At 41.8% G+C, this 17,483-nt stretch carries 15 protein-coding genes; 9 read left to right on the top strand and 6 right to left on the bottom strand.

Annotated elements, in window-relative coordinates:
• Window positions 1–32 precede the first annotated feature (32 nt).
• Together DUT71_RS02300 and DUT71_RS02295 are read left to right on the top strand one after the other, a co-directional pair.
• A complete protein-coding gene (locus DUT71_RS02300; protein WP_113660892.1) occupies window positions 33–1,259 on the top strand; it encodes an alanine dehydrogenase in 1,227 nt (408 codons plus the stop codon).
• Window positions 1,260–1,262: 3 nt separating this feature from the next.
• On the top strand, window positions 1,263–1,949 hold the full coding sequence (locus DUT71_RS02295) for a M15 family metallopeptidase (RefSeq protein WP_113660891.1): 687 nt from the start codon (window positions 1,263–1,265) through the stop codon (window positions 1,947–1,949).
• On the opposite strand, the gene DUT71_RS02290 is transcribed toward DUT71_RS02295, so the two are convergent.
• The 3 genes from DUT71_RS02290 to DUT71_RS02280 form a co-directional block, all read right to left on the bottom strand.
• Window positions 1,944–2,471: a SixA phosphatase family protein gene (locus tag DUT71_RS02290; protein WP_162795915.1), complete on the bottom strand. Its 528-nt coding sequence runs from the start codon at window positions 2,469–2,471 to the stop codon at window positions 1,944–1,946. The two genes, DUT71_RS02295 and DUT71_RS02290, sit on opposite strands and share 6 nt — an antisense overlap.
• Window positions 2,472–2,509: 38 nt before the next feature.
• Window positions 2,510–3,559 (bottom strand): aminotransferase class I/II-fold pyridoxal phosphate-dependent enzyme, encoded by a 1,050-nt coding sequence (locus DUT71_RS02285; protein ID WP_113660889.1) that lies wholly within the window; start codon window positions 3,557–3,559, stop codon window positions 2,510–2,512.
• Window positions 3,560–3,727: 168 nt separating this feature from the next.
• Window positions 3,728–5,056, bottom strand: coding sequence for a D-alanyl-D-alanine carboxypeptidase/D-alanyl-D-alanine-endopeptidase (locus DUT71_RS02280; RefSeq protein ID WP_113660888.1), 1,329 nt, complete (start codon window positions 5,054–5,056; stop codon window positions 3,728–3,730).
• 99 nt (window positions 5,057–5,155) lie between these two features.
• On the opposite strand from DUT71_RS02280, the gene DUT71_RS02275 reads away from it, so the two are divergent.
• The 4 genes from DUT71_RS02275 to DUT71_RS02260 all read left to right on the top strand — a co-directional run bounded on the left by DUT71_RS02275 (window position 5,156) and on the right by DUT71_RS02260 (window position 8,530).
• Window positions 5,156–6,397, top strand: a complete 1,242-nt coding sequence (locus DUT71_RS02275) for an aspartyl protease family protein (protein WP_113660887.1) — start codon at window positions 5,156–5,158, stop codon at window positions 6,395–6,397.
• A gap of 8 nt (window positions 6,398–6,405) precedes the next feature.
• Complete coding sequence (locus DUT71_RS02270) at window positions 6,406–7,272, top strand: phosphodiester glycosidase family protein (RefSeq protein WP_113660886.1); 867 nt, start codon at window positions 6,406–6,408, stop codon at window positions 7,270–7,272.
• A 33-nt stretch (window positions 7,273–7,305) separates the two neighbouring features.
• A complete protein-coding gene (locus DUT71_RS02265) occupies window positions 7,306–8,250 on the top strand; it encodes a hypothetical protein (protein WP_113660885.1) in 945 nt (314 codons plus the stop codon).
• Between the two features lie 88 nt (window positions 8,251–8,338).
• On the top strand, window positions 8,339–8,530 hold the full coding sequence (locus DUT71_RS02260) for a cold-shock protein (RefSeq protein WP_113647558.1): 192 nt from the start codon (window positions 8,339–8,341) through the stop codon (window positions 8,528–8,530).
• 76 nt (window positions 8,531–8,606) lie between these two features.
• Here the strand turns inward: DUT71_RS02260 and DUT71_RS02255 are convergent, their stop codons facing one another.
• On the bottom strand, window positions 8,607–9,392 hold the full coding sequence (locus DUT71_RS02255) for a glycerophosphodiester phosphodiesterase (RefSeq protein WP_113660884.1): 786 nt from the start codon (window positions 9,390–9,392) through the stop codon (window positions 8,607–8,609).
• 201 nt (window positions 9,393–9,593) lie between these two features.
• Here DUT71_RS02255 and DUT71_RS02250 point away from each other — a divergent pair, with 201 nt between their 5' ends.
• From DUT71_RS02250 to DUT71_RS02240, 3 genes are all read left to right on the top strand, one after another.
• On the top strand, window positions 9,594–12,908 hold the full coding sequence (locus DUT71_RS02250; protein WP_113660883.1) for a DUF4175 family protein: 3,315 nt from the start codon (window positions 9,594–9,596) through the stop codon (window positions 12,906–12,908).
• Between the two features lie 109 nt (window positions 12,909–13,017).
• Window positions 13,018–13,437 (top strand): rRNA maturation RNase YbeY, encoded by a 420-nt coding sequence (gene ybeY, locus DUT71_RS02245; protein WP_113660882.1) that lies wholly within the window; start codon window positions 13,018–13,020, stop codon window positions 13,435–13,437.
• A 153-nt stretch (window positions 13,438–13,590) separates the two neighbouring features.
• The gene (locus DUT71_RS02240) at window positions 13,591–15,024 is read left to right on the top strand and encodes a serine hydrolase domain-containing protein (protein WP_113660881.1); all 1,434 of its coding nucleotides are present in this window, start codon (window positions 13,591–13,593) and stop codon (window positions 15,022–15,024) included.
• An 89-nt stretch (window positions 15,025–15,113) separates the two neighbouring features.
• Here the strand turns inward: DUT71_RS02240 and DUT71_RS02235 are convergent, their stop codons facing one another.
• Window positions 15,114–15,755: a PepSY-associated TM helix domain-containing protein gene (locus DUT71_RS02235; RefSeq protein ID WP_205313816.1), complete on the bottom strand. Its 642-nt coding sequence runs from the start codon at window positions 15,753–15,755 to the stop codon at window positions 15,114–15,116.
• Window positions 15,739–17,256 carry a DUF2271 domain-containing protein gene (locus DUT71_RS02230; RefSeq protein WP_113660880.1) on the bottom strand — a complete coding sequence of 506 codons (1,518 nt, stop codon included), beginning with the start codon at window positions 17,254–17,256 and terminating at the stop codon, window positions 15,739–15,741. Before DUT71_RS02230 ends, DUT71_RS02235 begins: the two co-directional genes overlap by 17 nt.
• Window positions 17,257–17,483: the final 227 nt, after the last annotated feature.

Raw genomic sequence — 17,483 nt, 5'->3', positions numbered from 1 at the left:
TATCTTCAATGCTCAAAACCACACCATAAATAATGGCTACAGGACTTCGCGACGAAATGGCGGCCATTGCTCAAAGAGGGTTATTGCAAACCCAAGAAGCAATGCTAGAAACCGGAAAGAAAAGCAACAGTTTGTTTATTGGCATTCCAAAAGAAAAATCCTACCAGGAGTGTAGGATTGCCTTAACTCCGCTATCCGTTGCGCTTTTGGTAAATAATGGCCACAAGGTTGTTTTAGAAGCCGGTGCGGGAGATGGCGCAAATTTCAGCGACAAAGATTACAGCGAGCAGGGCGCTCAAATTTCTTTCAACAAAAAAGATGTTTGGGCGGCAGATATTATCGTTAAAATTGCCCCGCCAACACTAGAGGAAATTGGCCTAATGCACAAAGGCCAAACCCTGATTTCGGCCCTGCAAATTGGCACCCTAAAAGCCGAGGTGCTTAAAGGTTTGCTGAACAAGAAAATTAATGCCCTCTGTTTTGAGAACATCCGCGATGAGGGGAATGTACTTACCGTGGTACGGGCCATGAGCGAAATTGTTGGGGCAACCTCTATTTTTATTGCAGCCGAGTACTTAAGCAGCGCCTTTGGCGGAAAAGGCTTGATGCTAGGAGGGTTTACGGGCGTGCCCCCTACCGAAATTGTAATTTTAGGAGCAGGTACCGTAGGCGAGTACGCAGCCCGAACAGCCCTTTCCCTGGGCGCCGAAGTAAAGGTTTTTGACAGTTCGATATTTAAGCTGAGAAGGCTACAGAATAATCTGGGAAGTAGGGTTTTTACCTCGGTAATGCAGCCCATTGTATTGGCTAAAGCCATTACCACCTGCGATGTAGTGATTGGGGCCATCAGATCTGACCACGGCCGAAGCCCCTGTGTAGTAATGGAAGAAACTGTAGCCAAAATGAAACCACACTCGGTGGTTGTTGATGTGAGCATTGACCAGGGCGGTTGTTTTGAAACCTCAGAAGTGACCAACCATAAAGATCCTATTTTTGTGAAGCATGATGTAATCCATTACTGCGTGCCAAATATTGCCTCAAGGGTGCCGCGTACCGCTTCATACGCCTTAACGAACATCTTTGCCCCTATTTTGGTGGATATTGGCGATATGGGCGGACTAATGAACATGGTTTGGAGCAAACCAGGAATTAGAGAGGGCCTATATTGTTACCAAGGGCATTTAACCAATAAAGATTTGGCAACCATGTATAACCTGCCTTATAAAGATTTAGAATTATTGGTACTTTCCAATCAATAGGCCATGAAAAAAAATCTGCTATTTGTCCTTTTCCTTAGCCTTAGTTTAAGTGCCTGTGCGCAAAAAAACGGCCAAAATAAATATGGCCTCAAAATCATCAGTGATTTTAAAACCTACCAGGCCCAGGTGGCCAAAAACCCTAATTTGGAGCTGGTTGAGATTAAAAAAGCCATTCCCGATGTAGTTCTGGATATTCGCTATGCAACCAAAAACAACTTCATGGGCCAAACCATGTACAAACAGGCCCGGGCTTTTGCACGCAGGCCGGTGGTTGAAAAACTAAAGCTGATCCAGATCGAGCTAAAGAAAAAGGGCTACGGACTTAAAATATACGACGGTTATCGCCCTTATGCCGTAACGGTATCGTTTTACGAAAAAGCTAGCGACAAAAATTTTGTGGCCAATCCAGCCAAAGGCTCCAAACATAATAGGGGTTGTGCCGTGGATTTGAGCATTATTGATTTAAAAACGGGCAAGGATGTTCCCATGCCAACTCCTTATGATAGCTTTGAGCCCGCCGCAGCTCCTCATTACAATGAGCTGCCTGCTCCTATCATCAAAAACCGCGATTTCTTGATCAACACCATGCAAGCCCATGGCTTTAAGGTAATTTACAACGAGTGGTGGCACTTCGATTTCCTTGGCTGGCAGGATTATGACCTAATGGATATCCCTTTCGAAAAACTATAGCTGCTCTTGCTTGCTTTTTGCGCCGTACTTTTCGGTTTTTACTTCCGCCTTATCTCCCTTAATGGTTAAAGAAAACAGATAGTCGTACTCGTCATCTGCGATAGAAGGCACGGGGCGTTTTGCTCCAAAAGCTTCTATCAGTTCCAAAACCGTATTAGAATGTCCCACAATCAATATTTTTTTGCCTGCGGCGTTAGCTTTTAGCGATTTAACCAATTGCGCTCCTTTAGCCGGGTCATAGGTTTGAATACTGATGCCCGTAATATCTGCCAAAGGAAAACCGGTCAGTTTGGTTCGTTTGTAATCGGTAGAATAAATCGTATCCAACCGTTGGCTTTTTAGCACTTTTTTTAGTGCCTCTGCACGCTGAGCCCCTGCATCAGACAGTTCGGGGTCTTTATCCTTAGGATCTGAAGTGTCTTTTTCGGCGTGCCTAACAATCCAAACTTTCAGTGTTTTTTGAGCATGGGCCATTTGCTGCAACCCAAACAACAAAACAAATGCAAATATCAATTTCTTCATTTCCAATTAATTTAAAGCCCTAATCCTTACGCCTGTGTTTACAAAGCCGAAATCAATTTTAAAATATCGGGATCATTATGCCAGCTCGACAGTACAATCCGATTTAAAATTTTTCCGTTCTTATCAGGATATGGGAAAGACGAAATTAAAATTTTTTCTTCCAACAATTGCCGTTCTACATGGTCCTGTTTACATAAAAATACCGGAAATTTATCCACAAAGTGCCATAAGGATTGATTAGGCAATAGTTCAGCAAATTTTTTTACGTTATGCTGAAGTTTTTCATAGGCTTTTTGGTAAATCTCATCTGCCCTGATCAATGCGTATAGACCCGCCGCTGCTGGCGGTGAAGCGCCATAAAATTCATCGCTTTGTTTGAGTTCCTGAATGGCTTGTTTTGAGCCCAAAACCACGCCGGCATCTAGTCCGAGCGCCTTGGCCATTGATGCCACAACAACCAGCTCAACGTGCCCAAGTTTGGGAACACCTGTAAACACTCCGGTTCCCGCATTAAGGATGCCGATACCGTGCGAATCGTCGATGATTAAAACAATTTTTTTATCTGGATTGATGTTCGATATAAAACTGAAATCATAAATTTCTGGGTAAAGATTGTTCATCGAATTGCTCAATAAAACCCATTTTTCAGCTTTGCTGGAATTGATTTCCTCAACTATTTGCCTGCTCCAATCTTCAAATTCCAGCCTGTTTTCGGGATCTCCATGCAACCAAATAGCGGGGTGGCTGTTGGGCGCATACCTGATGTTGCCAAAAGCGGCATAGTGTTGCACGACCAGCTTTGCGGCCAAATATCCGCTGGAGCTGATCAGGGCTGCTTGAGCGCCAAATTTTTGCGCAGCAAACGCTTCGGCTTCATCATATATCCCCAATTGTACGTTGTTGCCCCTGCTTGTTCCGTTGTTAAGGCCATAACGCGATATGCCCTCCATGTATCGTTTGATAAATTCCTGATTTTGGGGAATCCCCAGATAGGCTGTTCCGCCAAAATAAAGGTACTTGCTTTCGTTAACGGCAATTGTTGCAGATAACTTTTGGTCTAGTTGGTTAAATGGTTGCTTAAAATTCATCAATCGTTTCGGCTCGGTTTATAGTTTGTTACTTTGATATTGGCTCATCAGGCTATCCGCCAAAACCATTTATTAAATCAAAATAATCGTGTTTCCATGGCTTGTAATTTGGCGCTTAGCAGTATAAAGGATCCTAAGCAACTCATACTCAAAGCTAAAAAATCTTTTTTAAAAGCGATCATGTACAAATGTCATAATCCTAACCATTTCTTTTCTTACCTCGGCGGTTGGTTGCACGTAATTGTTGTTCATAAAAGAATAATACAACAACTTGCCTTTTTTGGTAATCAGATATCCGCTTTGATTATGTACTCCAGAGAGCGTGCCTGTTTTGCCGTACACAAACGGCGTATCGGTTTTGGCGTAAGCGTTTCTCAATGTTCCGCTTTTGCCTCCGGCCGGCAGCATGCTGAAAAGCCTTTGTTGGTTGTTCACTTCATGGTAAATCATATCCAAAAGTTTGATGATAGATCTTGGTGTAAACAAATTGCCCCTTGATAGTCCAGAGCCGTCTACCCATTTGGGCTGATCGGGCAGGTCTTTGAGGTATCGTTCCTTAACTAAAGCAATTACCTTGGAAGCATTCATTTCTATCCCCAGCTGATCGGCATAGGTAAGCAATAGTTGCTCCGCCACAAAATTGTCGGAAGGCAGCATCAGTTGCCTAAAAACATCGTCGCTCTTGGCGCTATAAACCGTTTTTGCGTTGGCAGGAAGGGTTTCGCTAATTACCTGGACCTCCTTTTTCAGCGTATCTGCAAGCAGGGCCAAAGTGATATTGGTTCCCGTTTTAAAGGGTATTTGCTGCTCGTAACTTGCAGAAATTTTTACTGGCGGAAAATGAAATTTATTGCTTAGGAACTCTCGCTTAACCTCAAATCTTGTCGCCTTGCTGCTACTGTCAATCACAAAGCAAGCATTAAAAATGGCGGGCGAAACCTTCATTTCTCCTGCCTGTTTTGAAGTAATCAGCACCACATTGTCAAACAAGGGAAGTTCGGTAATTTCTGGCTGGTAGTAATCGTTGTAATCATCCCAGCTCCAGCCGTTTCCAAAAAAATTCCCGGTATATCGTCCTGCGGCGAAAAACAACTTTTTATGGGTGTTTTTTAGTAATTGAATTGCTTTTGTGCCTTTCACCACGGTATGCAACAGCGAAGGATCACCGGTTCCCCAAAAGATGAGCGAATCGCCACGTTCCACATATCTTAATGAGGGGATAGAATCGGGGGTGATTTTTAGCCCGGCATAAAAGGTAAATAGCTTGGTATTAGAGGCGGGCGTAAAATACTTGTCGGCATCTTTTTCCAAAACCATCTCCTTTGTGGCGGGATCATACAAAGCAAATCCAACTTGATATTTACCCAGCATTTGGGAGTTTTTGATCTCCTTTGAAACCTTTTTGGAGATTATTTGATTGGGTTTACATGAGTAAACTAAAGAAACAACAACAAGCAGCCCATTAATTATTACGCTTTTTAGTTTGATTTTATCCATAAGAAATTTGCAACCTGCACACTACCGCAACAGCAATAGTTTGGTTGATTTTACTTTTAAAATTTATACAAGTGTACACTAATTTATTAATTTAGTTTCATGAACCATGGCAAACCAAAAATACATTTCCACTTTTTAAGTGCTTTTTTGGTATCGTTATGCCTCTTTTTAAGTCCCTGGAGAGTTAATGGGCAAGAATTTAAATTTACCACCGACCGAAAACAACAGACCATCAGTTTCAGTCTCATCAAAAATCTTATTATTATTCCAATTTATATTAACGGAAAAGGTCCTTTTGATTTTGTTTTGGATACTGGTGTAAATCCCATGCTGGTTACCGATTCTACTTTAAAAGAAAGTTTAAAAGTGCCATACGTACGCAACGTTAAAATTGGCGGTTATGGAAATTTTGATGGTGTAGACGCTTTTTTGGGTGCTACCAATGTAACTATAGGCGAAGCAGAAGGAGAAAACATTCCGACGGTTTTCCTTAAAAACGACGTGTTGTCCTTAAGCGGCCATGTAGGCAAAAAAATATACGGGCTAATTGGCTTTAACTTTTTCAACAGTTTTGTGGTAAAGATTAACTATAGCTATAAATCTTTGAGGTTTACCTCTCCCGAAAAAAAAACCAAGCCCAAGGGGGAAAAAATCCCCATAGAGCTTTTTGAAAACAAGCCCTACGTGAAACTGGATATCGTTCAGGCAGGTTTGGGCACAAGAACGATAAGAACTTTGGTTGATTGCGGGGCCAGCCATCCTATTTCCCTAGAATCGTTGGCCTTAAAGCCATTTCCGCTACCAAAGTTCACGATACAGGCCAATTTGGGGAATGGATTGACCGGCCCCATAAATGGCAGAATGGGGAGAATTGAGCATTTGAAATTAGGCAGTTTCGTTTTAAACGACGTATTGGCCAATTATCCGGAATATCGAATTGACTCTGTTGCAAAACAGGAAAGAAATGCCAATTTGGGCGCCGAAATCCTTGGAAGGTTCAATATCACCTACGATTACCGAAATTTGTGCATGTACCTAAAAAAAAATGAGCGGTTTAACCATCCTTTTGAACATGACATGGCCGGTATTGAGCTCTATACTGAAAGTGGTCCTCCGTCGCGAACCATAATTTCCGCGATTGAACCCGACTCGCCTGCCGAGCAAATAGGCTTAAAAGAGGGCGATGAAATTTTGACCATCAACTTTAAAAAGATAGATGACTATCCAATGGGGGAAGTTGGCAATATCCTTAAGGCCAAAAATGGCTATAGTGTAATTATTGAAATTTGGAGGGACAAATCCTTTATGATCAAATTATTAAAACTTAAAAAACGCATATAAACCCAAAGATGAAAGCTATTTTCCGTGTGTTCCTATTAACGCTCATTTCGTGCCACGTTTATGCCCAAAATGCGGATTCGCTTAACTTTTCAAAAGCCAAATGGCAAAAAACTTCCGTTGCAAGGAAAACCAAACTTTTCACCCATCAATTTGCAGACAGCAGTTTATTTGCGGCCAATCAGTACATCAGCTTTGTAGAAATTAAAAACCACAAAAAAGCTCCTGGTTTTTTTATTGGCCATGATAAAAAAGAACTGATCAAAACCTCTGCATTTGCACAAAAATATCAAGCCATCGCTGTAATAAACGGCACTTTTTTCGATATCAAAAATGGTGGCTCAGTTGATTTTCTGAAAGTAAACGATACCATCATCAATCAAAACAGAGAAGAAAAAAACAAGGTCCGTGCCCTGCACCAACGTGCCGCCATTGTAATCAACAACCATTTGCTCCACATCAAAAAGTGGGACAGCACAAACACTTGGGAAAATAATCTCACCGACAAAAATATCATGCTCAGCGGGCCGCTCCTGATCCTCAACCACGAGCAAGAGAAGCTAGATTCGGTTCCGTTCAACAAACTGCGCCATCCACGTACAGCTTTGGGCATTAAACCCAATGGTACGGTACTAATGCTCACCGTTGATGGCAGGCAGCAAAATTCGGCCGGCATGAGCCTTTTTGAGCTCGCCAAAATCATGAAGTGGTTGGGTTGCAGCAGCGCCATCAATTTGGACGGAGGCGGATCAACCACCCTCTGGGTAAAAGGATATGGCGAAAATGGCGTGGTAAACCATCCGTCTGACAACAAAAAATGGGATCATGAAGGCGAAAGAAAAGTTGCCAACGTTATTTATATCAAAGCCAAACCATAACTTTGTGCCGCTATTTATTCCCTTTATTTGCAAATGAGCTTTAAACAATCCTTTTTTATTGCCGCTTTACTTTCCCTTGCCCTATACGCCTGCAACAGTAAACCCGAAAAGAAGACCACAGAAAAAAACAGCTCCGCTTCCGCAGAAAGCCTTACTTTTAGAGATGTGGATGGTGTTCGTTTTTATGAAGTAAAACGAAGGTTTAGCAATGGCCTTTCTTTCAATAAAGATGGCTTTATGCTGGTTCCTACCTGGATTTTAGAATACAAAGCGCCGGACACCATGCTGGCCTACAGCCCCGAAAAAAGGGGAATGGAAGCCTTTTACCTACAATTTGATCATGGCAGAGTGTACAATTTTGCCAGAGAGTTTTTCAGGGTAAAAATGATTGCCAAGGACAGCTTGGTATTACAACGTTTACAGGTAGACGCCCGGGTAATTTCCAAGGGAGAAGTGTCTGATGTGAACTGTACCTATTATACCAGGGACTACATAGAGAAAGTACTGAAAACAACCATTGGCGAGCTACAAAGGCCCAGCAAAGCCGATACCGCCTTTATCAAAAAGCTATCCGCCGCCACCTACAGGCATCCCGCAAATCCGGATACGGCTTTTGCGGCAACCGAACCGGTAGTTTTTGAACCCAACAGCAAAAATGTAAAAGTGGAAAAGCTTGCCTACGCAGACAGTGCCCAGGCCAAAAAATCATACGCCTATATGTATCCCGAGTACCGGATCGAAATCAACAAATCCTACAAGGCTTTTCGCTACCGTTTTTCGATGGTGGTTGATATCAAAGGCAACTTACATGTCAATAGAATTGAAGGTGTTTTGCCCGAAGACATGGCCGCTCGAAAGAAGTTGATACAAGGCATTGCCGATGTTTATTTGAAGAACCTGCTTCATATCAAACCGGGCACTACCATGGGCATTCCGCATTCTAGTGAGGTGACAATCAACCTAGTGGGTAACCTATAAATAAAATACTCACAAAAAATTAACGGTACATTTTGCGGTTATCCCGAATTTAATCTGTACCTTGCCAACTTACTTAATTAAAATAATAATGCAAGAAGGAACAGTAAAATTCTTTAATGTAACCAAAGGTTTCGGTTTCATTATCCCTTCAAATGGAGATGCCGAAATTTTTGTACATTCAACAGGCCTTATCGATGAAATTCGTGAAAACGATAAAGTTCAGTACGATGTTGAAAACGGTAGAAAAGGCTTGAACGCCGTTAATGTGAAAGTAATCTAATTATTATCATATTTACCAAAAAAAGTCCCGCAAAATGCGGGACTTTTTTATTTCAAAAGAAATCAAGAGATATTCCCTATTTCTTGATTTTGGTGAACAGCAATTCTGGTTCGTTGGTGGTCATGTAATCAACTTTTTGTTCCAACAACCAATCCATATCCTTGGCGGCATTTACTGTCCAAACGTTAACTATTAACCCTGCGGCTTTCGCTTGTGCAATCCAATCAGGGTTTTTCTTGAACACCCCCTGGTTATAATCCAAACCATAAAAGCCTTGCTCCTTTAATTTTGCGGGCTCAATTTCCCCATTTAAGTAAGAAACCCTTGCTCCCGGTACGTTGGCAATCAAATATTTACAGATATAATGACTAAAGCTAATGTACTCGATCCAAGGCCCTGCCTTAAGCTCATTTACCATGGCAATTATTTTTTTGGTAAGCTCCTCTTCCCTTTCTTGGGTTTTCTGAGGCTTAACTTCCAAAATCAGTTTAGTCTTTTTCTGCTTCATGCCAGCTTTCAAGTACGCTTCCAAGGTTGGAATACTCTCGCCGTTACTCAATTTTTTGTATTCTACCAACTCCTGGTAGGTGCTCGTTGCGATATCCTTTCCTAAAAAATCAGCATTATGGTTAACCACAGGAACTCCATCAGCGGTAAGCTGAACATCAAACTCACTTCCAAAACACCCAATACGGATGGCTTCATTTAAAGAAGCAATAGAGTTTTCAGGAAGGCCCTGGGCCTTAAATGCTCCACGATGGGCAATTACCAAGTTTTTATTCCACGATTTAAATTGCTTTTGTGCGAAGGCTGTTCCGGTAGTCATCAGTGCTAAAATAGCCACAAAAATTTTTCTGTTCATGTGTATAAGTATTTTTTTGAATGGGTTGAATGCTGCAATATACAGCCTTTGGTGTTATTTTTTGTTTTTATTGATTATATTTTATTTCTAATTTACAGCTAAAAGGTTTGTTTTAAAAACAAATTGAAAGCTTAGGATAAAATTTGTCCAATTTTAATTTAAGCGCACATTTTTTATCTTTATTGTCGTTTAAATTAAAAGATGGGCAATAACTATAACTTACTGATCGCTAAAATCAACGAGTTCACCCGAAAGTTTTATCTAAATAAACTTTTAAGAGGGAGTATATATGCCGCTGCGCTTATTTTAAGCCTCTATCTTTGTCTTTTCGTTTACATTTTCTACACCTATCCGAGCATCTCTACCAAAACCCTGCTTTTCTTCTCGTTTGTTGGCATTTCGCTATTGGCCATTTGCCTTTGGATTGTCAAACCAGCGCTCTCCTATTTCAAGTTAAGCAAAACCATTGGCCTCGAAGATGCCGCAAATTTAATCGGAAACCATTTCTTTAATGTTAAGGATAGGTTACTGAATACTTTACAGCTAAAAGATCTGGCCAATAGCTCGCCACAAAATAGCGCACTTATTCTTGCTGGCATCGACCAAAAAATCAACGAACTAAAACCGATCCCTTTTTCGAGCGCCGTTAACCTTGGCGACAATAAGAAACACCTCAAGTACATTGCGCTTCCCTTAGCCATCATTTTGTTGATCGGCATTTTGGCCCCAGCCATTTTGAGAGAAGGTACCAGCAGCTTTATCCGCTACAACCAGGAGGTATTGCCACAAGCCCCTTTCCAATTTTTAATAGAAAACCAGCATTTAAATGTTACGCAGGGCGATGACTTAACCATTAAAGTTAAGCTTACCGGCAACGAATTCCCCCAGGATATTTATGTAGAAGATGGGGTGAACAATTATAAACTGGAGAAGCAGGATATCAGCCACTTTAGCCATACCTTCAAGAATATTCAGCAAGATAAAGCAATCCGTTTTTCGGGCGGCGGATTTAGCTCAGCCAGCCACACCATCAGCGTAAAACCACGCCCATCCCTCCTAAACCTCAGCGCAACCTTAATTTACCCTGCCTATCTTCACCGAAAACCCGAAGAGGTGCCCAACGTTGGCGATTTACTTATCCCCGAAGGGACAAGGATAACCTGGAAACTAAAAACCGAAAACAGTGAAGAAATTAGTTTTATCCTTCAGCAGAAAGCCCATCAGCTTTTGGTGGAAGGCAACCAAGCAAGTTTTAGCGCAACAATTAGGACAAACGGCAATTACCAAATCGTCCCAAAAAACAAATATGTAAGCCTCCAAGATTCGCTGAGCCATCAGCTCAACGTTATTGTAGACCAATACCCCACCATCTCGGTTACCGAAACTCCCGATAGTTTAAGCAGCAAAGCCCTTTATTTTAATGGGGTGGTGACTGATGATTATGGCTTTTCGTCCTTAAAATTCAAATATCAAATTAAAGAACAAAACAAGCTTATCGCCCAAGGCTCAAAGGCCATTGCGATTAAAAACAATCAAACCGAAAACAACTTCTTCCATTTTTGGAACCTAAACGAACTTCAAGCCAAACCAGGGCAAATTATTGAATATTTTTTTGAAATAGCTGATAACGATGGTGTAAACGGAGCAAAAATAGCCCGATCGGAAACTAAAACCTACCAGGCCCCTACACCACAACAAATTGCCGAAAAATTGGCAGAAGGAAGCCAATCGCTGAAACAGAAAATGGAGCAGACCATTAAACTGGCCAGCACCATAGAAAAGGAAAGTAAGAAATTAAGCGAAAATCTGTTAGAGAAAAAGCAGCTTAACTTTGAAGATAAAAAGCAGATTGAGCAGCTACTGGACAAACAAAAACAACTGGAAGAGGCAGTAAAGGAGATCAAAGCCCAGAACGAAAAAAACAATTTCGACAAGCAGGAAAACAATGCCCTTACCGAAGAGCTCAAGGAAAAACAGAAAAAAATTGATGAGCTGTTCAACAATGTCCTTGATGAAAAAACCAAGGAGCTTTTGCAAAAACTACAACAGTTGATGGATAAAAACAATAAAGAGCAAACCCGCAACGAACTGTCGAAAATGCAAATGGATAATAAGTCGGTTAAAAATGAGCTCGACCGCATCCTTGAACTTTACAAACAATTGGAGTTTGAACAAAACCTGCAGAACAAAATTGACCGCTTGAACGAAATGGCCAAGCAGCAAAAAGACCTGGCAGACCAAAGCAAGGACAAAAGCTCCTCGGCGCAGGACCTTAAAGAGAAACAAGATCAACTCAATAAAGATTTTAAGGACTTGAAAAAGGAACTTCAGGACCTGGATCAAAAAAACCAGGCTCTTGAGCGCCCAAATGAATATAAAAATCCTGAAAAGGAAACCAACCAGATCGCAAAAAACCAACAGGACAGTAAAGATCAGCTGAACCAGAACAACAAGCAAAAGGCTTCTGAAAAACAGCAGCAGGCCGGCCAGCAAATGCAGCAACTGGCCCAACAAATGCAGGAGCAGCAGCAAGAAGGCGCCGAGCAAGAGAACAAGGTAAATGCACAAGAGCTCCGCAAGCTGCTCGAAAATTTGCTGAGTACTTCCTTTGAACAGGAAAAGGTAATGGAAACTTTCCGCAAAATGAACTCCTCAGATCCTGCCTATGTGCAACAGGCACAAAAACAGAACATGATAAGGGATAACATGAAAACCATTGCCGATAGTCTCTTTTCATTAAGCAAACGGGTACCACAGATAGAAAGCACTGTCAATACGGAAGTGGATAAAATCAACTTCAACATTGGCAAAGCCATTGATTTTTTGGGAGACAGAAGAACCGGAGAGGCCAACCGTTCGCAGCAGTTTGCCATGACCTCCTTAAATAATTTGGCTTTAATGCTTAACGAAGCTTTGGAGCAACTGCAAAACGCCATGAAAAATGCCAAAAGCGGAAAGGGCAAACAGAAACAGGGCATGCAACAATTGCAGCAAATGCAGGAGCAACTGAATAAAAACATGCAGCAAGCCAAGGAGAAGATGGAACGAGAAGGCAACCAGGGCACCGTGCCCAAGGGCCAAATGAGCCAAGAATTTGCAAAAATGGCCCAACAGCAGCAAATGATTAGGGAAGCCCTGGAAAAAATCAACAAAGAAGATAACAAAGATGGAAAGGGATCCATGGGCAATTTGAACCAGGCCATTCAGGAAATGAAACAATCTGAGTTGGACTTGGTGAACAAACGTATTTCCCAAGAAACCATCAACAGGCAAAAAAACCTGATGGTTAAATTATTGGATGCAGAAAAAGCCCAACGAGAACAGGATCAGGATTCGAAAAGAGAAAGTAATGCCGCCAAGCAATTCCCTCCTTCATATCAGCAAATGCTAGACAAATTCAAAAAAAGCATGCAAAGCGAAAGTGAACTGATCCAAAAGCTGCCGCCAAACCTTAACTACTATTACAAAAGCAAAGTGGCAGAATATTTTAGATTGCTAAACGCTCCCAAAAAGTAATTTCCCAATCATTTGCTCCCTACTTGGCAAGGGCAGCAAGTTATTCTTTGGGCCTTAATTCAACAACTATCCGTTCTGAATTTTTACTTTTGCCTTTTATTTCATCCCCATGTCAAAAATCAATTTCTTTACTGAAGACACCAATTACGCCCTAAAAGGAAAAACCTCCATTAGGAAATGGATTAGTGAAACAATTGCACACGAAGGTTATGTGCTCAATGAACTCAACTTCATTTTTTGCTCCGACGAATATTTACTGCGCGTAAACCAAGATTTCCTTCAACACGACTACTATACCGACGTAATCACTTTTGACAACTCAGAGGAGCTTAAAATGATTTTAGGGGATATTTTTATCAGCATTGACAGAGTGAGGGATAATGCCAAACAACATAATGCCACTATTCACGATGAGTTATGCCGCATCATGATCCACGGTACGCTGCATTTGTTGGGCTACAGAGATAAAACCAAAAAAGCCAAGCTGGAGATGACCGCCAAGGAAGATTTTTATTTGAACAGACGTTAGTTTGGGCATTCACATCGCCAAATATTTTGTGCGGCTGTAAACATTCTGCAATTAAATTAGGTTTTGTGCGGCATTTTTTCTAAAATAGCTTGATTTACAAAACATTGTTGCGAATTTCTGCCGTTTTGCAAATTAAACCTAAACCAAACAATAATGATGATGATCTCGCTTGGAGAAAAGGCCAAGTTTTGCCTTGTGCTTTCCCTGTTTATTGCTGTTTTGGCTTCCTGTTCCAAAAAAAATGATCCCGTTCCAGGCAATCCTCCAAATGCCACAGCGGCTTCTGCCGCTAAGGAAATCATCAACATCAGTATTTTAAAAGCTGAAAATGCCAATCTCACCGGCAACGGGTACTACTTCAAAAGCGCCTCTAAAATTTACATCACAATCCCGCTAAATTCTAATTTAAATAACGTAAAGGTCAACTTTACGCTATCTAGCAAAGCGACCATCAAAGTAGATGGCATAATGCTTGCCAACAACACCGGAAACTTAGATTTAAGCAAAACGCTTACCGCAGTAGTTACGGCCGAAAATGGCGATGTAGCCACCTATACCATTTTGGCGCAAATTGGCATCAAGGAAATTGATGAGATGATATATCCTTTCATCGAAAAATACAATATCCCCGCGGCCTCATATGCCATTGGCAAAAACAGCGTCGAAGATATCATTTACAAAAATGCTTGTGGTTTTGCCAACGTAGATGCCAAAGAACGTGCCCAGCCCGATTATGAGTTCAGGTTGGCCTCTATGACCAAGCAACATACATCGATAGCCGTGATGACCCTGGTACAACAAGGTAAAATTGGGCTTAATGACCTGGTTTTTGGCCCTACGGGGATATTAAAAGCTTCTTTCCCAACGGTAGGTCCAAAATCTGCCAAGGTTACCGTAAAACATCTCCTGGAACATACCGCGGGATATTACCTAGGCGACCCCATGTTCAGCAGCAGCGCCGGAACAACCCTAGATCAAAAAATTCAAACCATGCTAGGCTCAGCGCAAAATGAGCCGGGCACTTCCTATTACTATTACAATATGGGCTATGGTGTGCTCGGCAAAATTATCGAGCTCGTATCAGGCAAAGAATACGGCGCTTATTTGAAAGAGATTTATACGCCAGCGGGTGTTGCTGTTAACCTTACCTCATCTTCGCCCACTTCCAGGCGAGCCAAAGAAGCCATCTGTTATCCTCAGGGAAGCGCCAATGCCTACGGCAATGATGTCCAGATCTATAAGGCCGCCGGTGGGGTATCCATCAATGTAGATAACCTTTTTAAAGTATTGTATGCGGTTGATGGTGGCGCCATAAAACCAGATATCTTAAATGCCGCTACCCGAACGCTGATGTTCACCAAATCGCCTGTGGCCAATTATACCTTAGGCTGGCGCACTGGCCACTCTTTATTTGAAGGATTTTACCATGGCGGAAATTTGATAGGTACCGCTACTTTTTGGATCTATGGCCCCGAGTATAGTGTGGCTATTCTTTTAAACTCAAGAAGCACGGAAAATAGTTTTGATACCGATTTGATTGTGCTTACCAATAATGTGATGAGAAAAGCCAAGGATCTGAATCTATAGGATCAGCTTTTATGCCAGCGGAACAAAGAGTCCATATTTTTCTTTCGCCCTTACGGAGTTTTTGAAAACTCGTAAGTCTTTAAATTTCCTTAAGGCACAAAAACCAAATAAATCAGATAGCTTAAAACCAGCCCTAAAACAGCCGTCACAATTCCTGAAATCCGTTTCTTTTTGATAAACAGCAACAAAATCAATCCACTTAAAGAAATGATGAGGAGAAAAATAGCGGAAACATCAATAACCCAACTCCATCGCTTTCCTGAATCTCTGCCTTTGTGCAAATCGTTCCAAATGGCCACCATTCCCTTTTTGATTTCGGTAACCTCATAATCCCCTTTTTCTCGGTCGATAAAAACATCAGCCGAGTATGCCGGGCCTCTGAAAGAGATGCTTAACTCATAATCGTCCATCCTGAAATCGCTAACGGCTCCTTTTAGCTGGTATTTGCTGCGTAAAAACTCCACGATTTCTAATTTTGCTACCTTATTGGTGTCCGGATGATCTACCCATTTTATATTTAATTTCCCCTTGTACTTTTCCTCTAGCTGTTCTTCGGCCCCAAACCACTTCGGATGGTTAAGTGTTAAGCCCGTAAACGAAAAGAACAAAACAATGGCAAAACTCACCATGGAAAGATAAATATGTAACCATCGTGATAATTTGGCAACGCCTCTTTTGGCGTCCCCCCTTTTTTTCTTTTTCGTGCTCAATCTGTTATTTCCTTTTTCCAAATTCGAAATTTACCGCTGCAACCTCTACATTGCCGGCGCTTACTGCTTTAATGGGGGTCTTTTTTAATTCCAAAGCCTGGCGGATGATTTCATTGGTGCCGTGCTCCTTTGCCGTTTCAATAATTACGGTATATCTTCCCTGTGGCACGTAATTTCCTTTATCATCCTTACCGTCCCATTTTAACGTATAACTCCCCGGATTTCGGGTGGCTCCAGTCACCGATGCGTAGTTGTCCTTATCGGCCTTAAAACGTTCGCCATGGATTCGATACCAGTTCCTCAAATCAGGGATCCAATTCGTTTTACGGTACCATAAAGCCAGGTTTCTAACGGATTCTCTTTTTTCATTTTCTACCCAAATGGCCGCATACGGACGGTGGCTGTTATCTTCAATTGCATTCAATCTGAAATTAATCGTTAGCTCAAATTTCGGGTCCCACATTTTTTGATTTTCAGCATACGTAGACCTGGCAACCACCGGCGTTTCCTCAACTTCGGCAGCAAGCACATATGCATCCCAATTTGCACTTTCAACAATTTTGCCTTCCCGGGTCACGATCAGATAAGCAGCCCCCGATTTTTCGGCCAAAAGTTTACTTTCTTGCAACGACAGTATATTAAAGGCAGTAGCCAAAGCACCTGCATCTATGGCATTTTCGGCAATTACCGTGGCGCTGATAATTTGCCCAACGGGCTTAGCGGTTCTAGGATCAATAATATGCGAATACCAGTTTTTCCCAATTTGTTGGCCCCTACGATAATTCCCACTGGTTGCCACGGCCTTGTTCATTACCGTAAGCTTCGCTAGCGGGGCATCATTCTCGGCGTTTTTCAATGGATTGGTTACATATACCAAATCCCTCTCGCCTCCCTTTGTCACCAAATCTCCACCTATATTCACCACTATATTCTCTATCTTTCCGGCGGCCAACGCTGCATCACAAGCTTTGTTGATAATGTAACTTTTGGCAAATGAATTCATAACCAAGGGAACCAAGTCTAATCTGGTTGCGGTAAGGTTGGTTAAATCTAATTGATAGTGCTTTGCCTGCATTTGAAATATCGCTTTTTGAACAGCTGATTTGGTGGGCAGGTTTTGGTTCAAAGCTGCTTCACGCCAAAGTTTTGAAGCTACCGCTACGGAGGGATCCAAAGCCCCGTTGGTTTGCCTTTTCCATTGTTCAAATAAACTCAACACCTCAAAAAGTTCCTTCGAAACCTTAACTGGCACATTCAGGCTACTTTTCATCCACCGGCTAAATTCACTATGACCATGGTAAGCGCTAAGGATGTTAGAAAGCCTATTAATTTCCTCAATTGCAGCTTGCTCAGCTTTGTACACCTCCGTTTCCGAGGTGCTGATGATTTTCAATTCCAACGACGTTCCCAATACCTGCTCATGGTTTAAAACATACAATTGGGACTTTAAGGGCTTCTCCTCTACATTAGGCTGAAGGCTAATTAAGGTTAAAGAAGTAAAAATGGTGGCTAGTATTTTCACTGTGATAATTTTTTGATTTTCAACCGACCAAAGTTAGGGGTTACAGTGACATTAACGGCAGTTTTCTCTTTTTTCTGCCCCTAAAAGCACAAATTTTACTTTTTGGCTTATCCCGTTGGTCGAAAAATTATCCCCGTTGGTCGAAACTTTATTCGTGATGGTATAAAACATCCCGCTGCCATGCAACCTTTTTAGGGTTTGGAGGTCTTATAGATGTAACAAGTTTA

Source organism: Pedobacter nanyangensis, assembly GCF_003313505.1.
Taxonomy (GTDB): domain Bacteria; phylum Bacteroidota; class Bacteroidia; order Sphingobacteriales; family Sphingobacteriaceae; genus Pedobacter; species Pedobacter nanyangensis.
The sequence above is the reverse complement of the archived record's forward strand: the minus strand, read 5'-3'. Positions and strand labels throughout refer to the sequence as shown.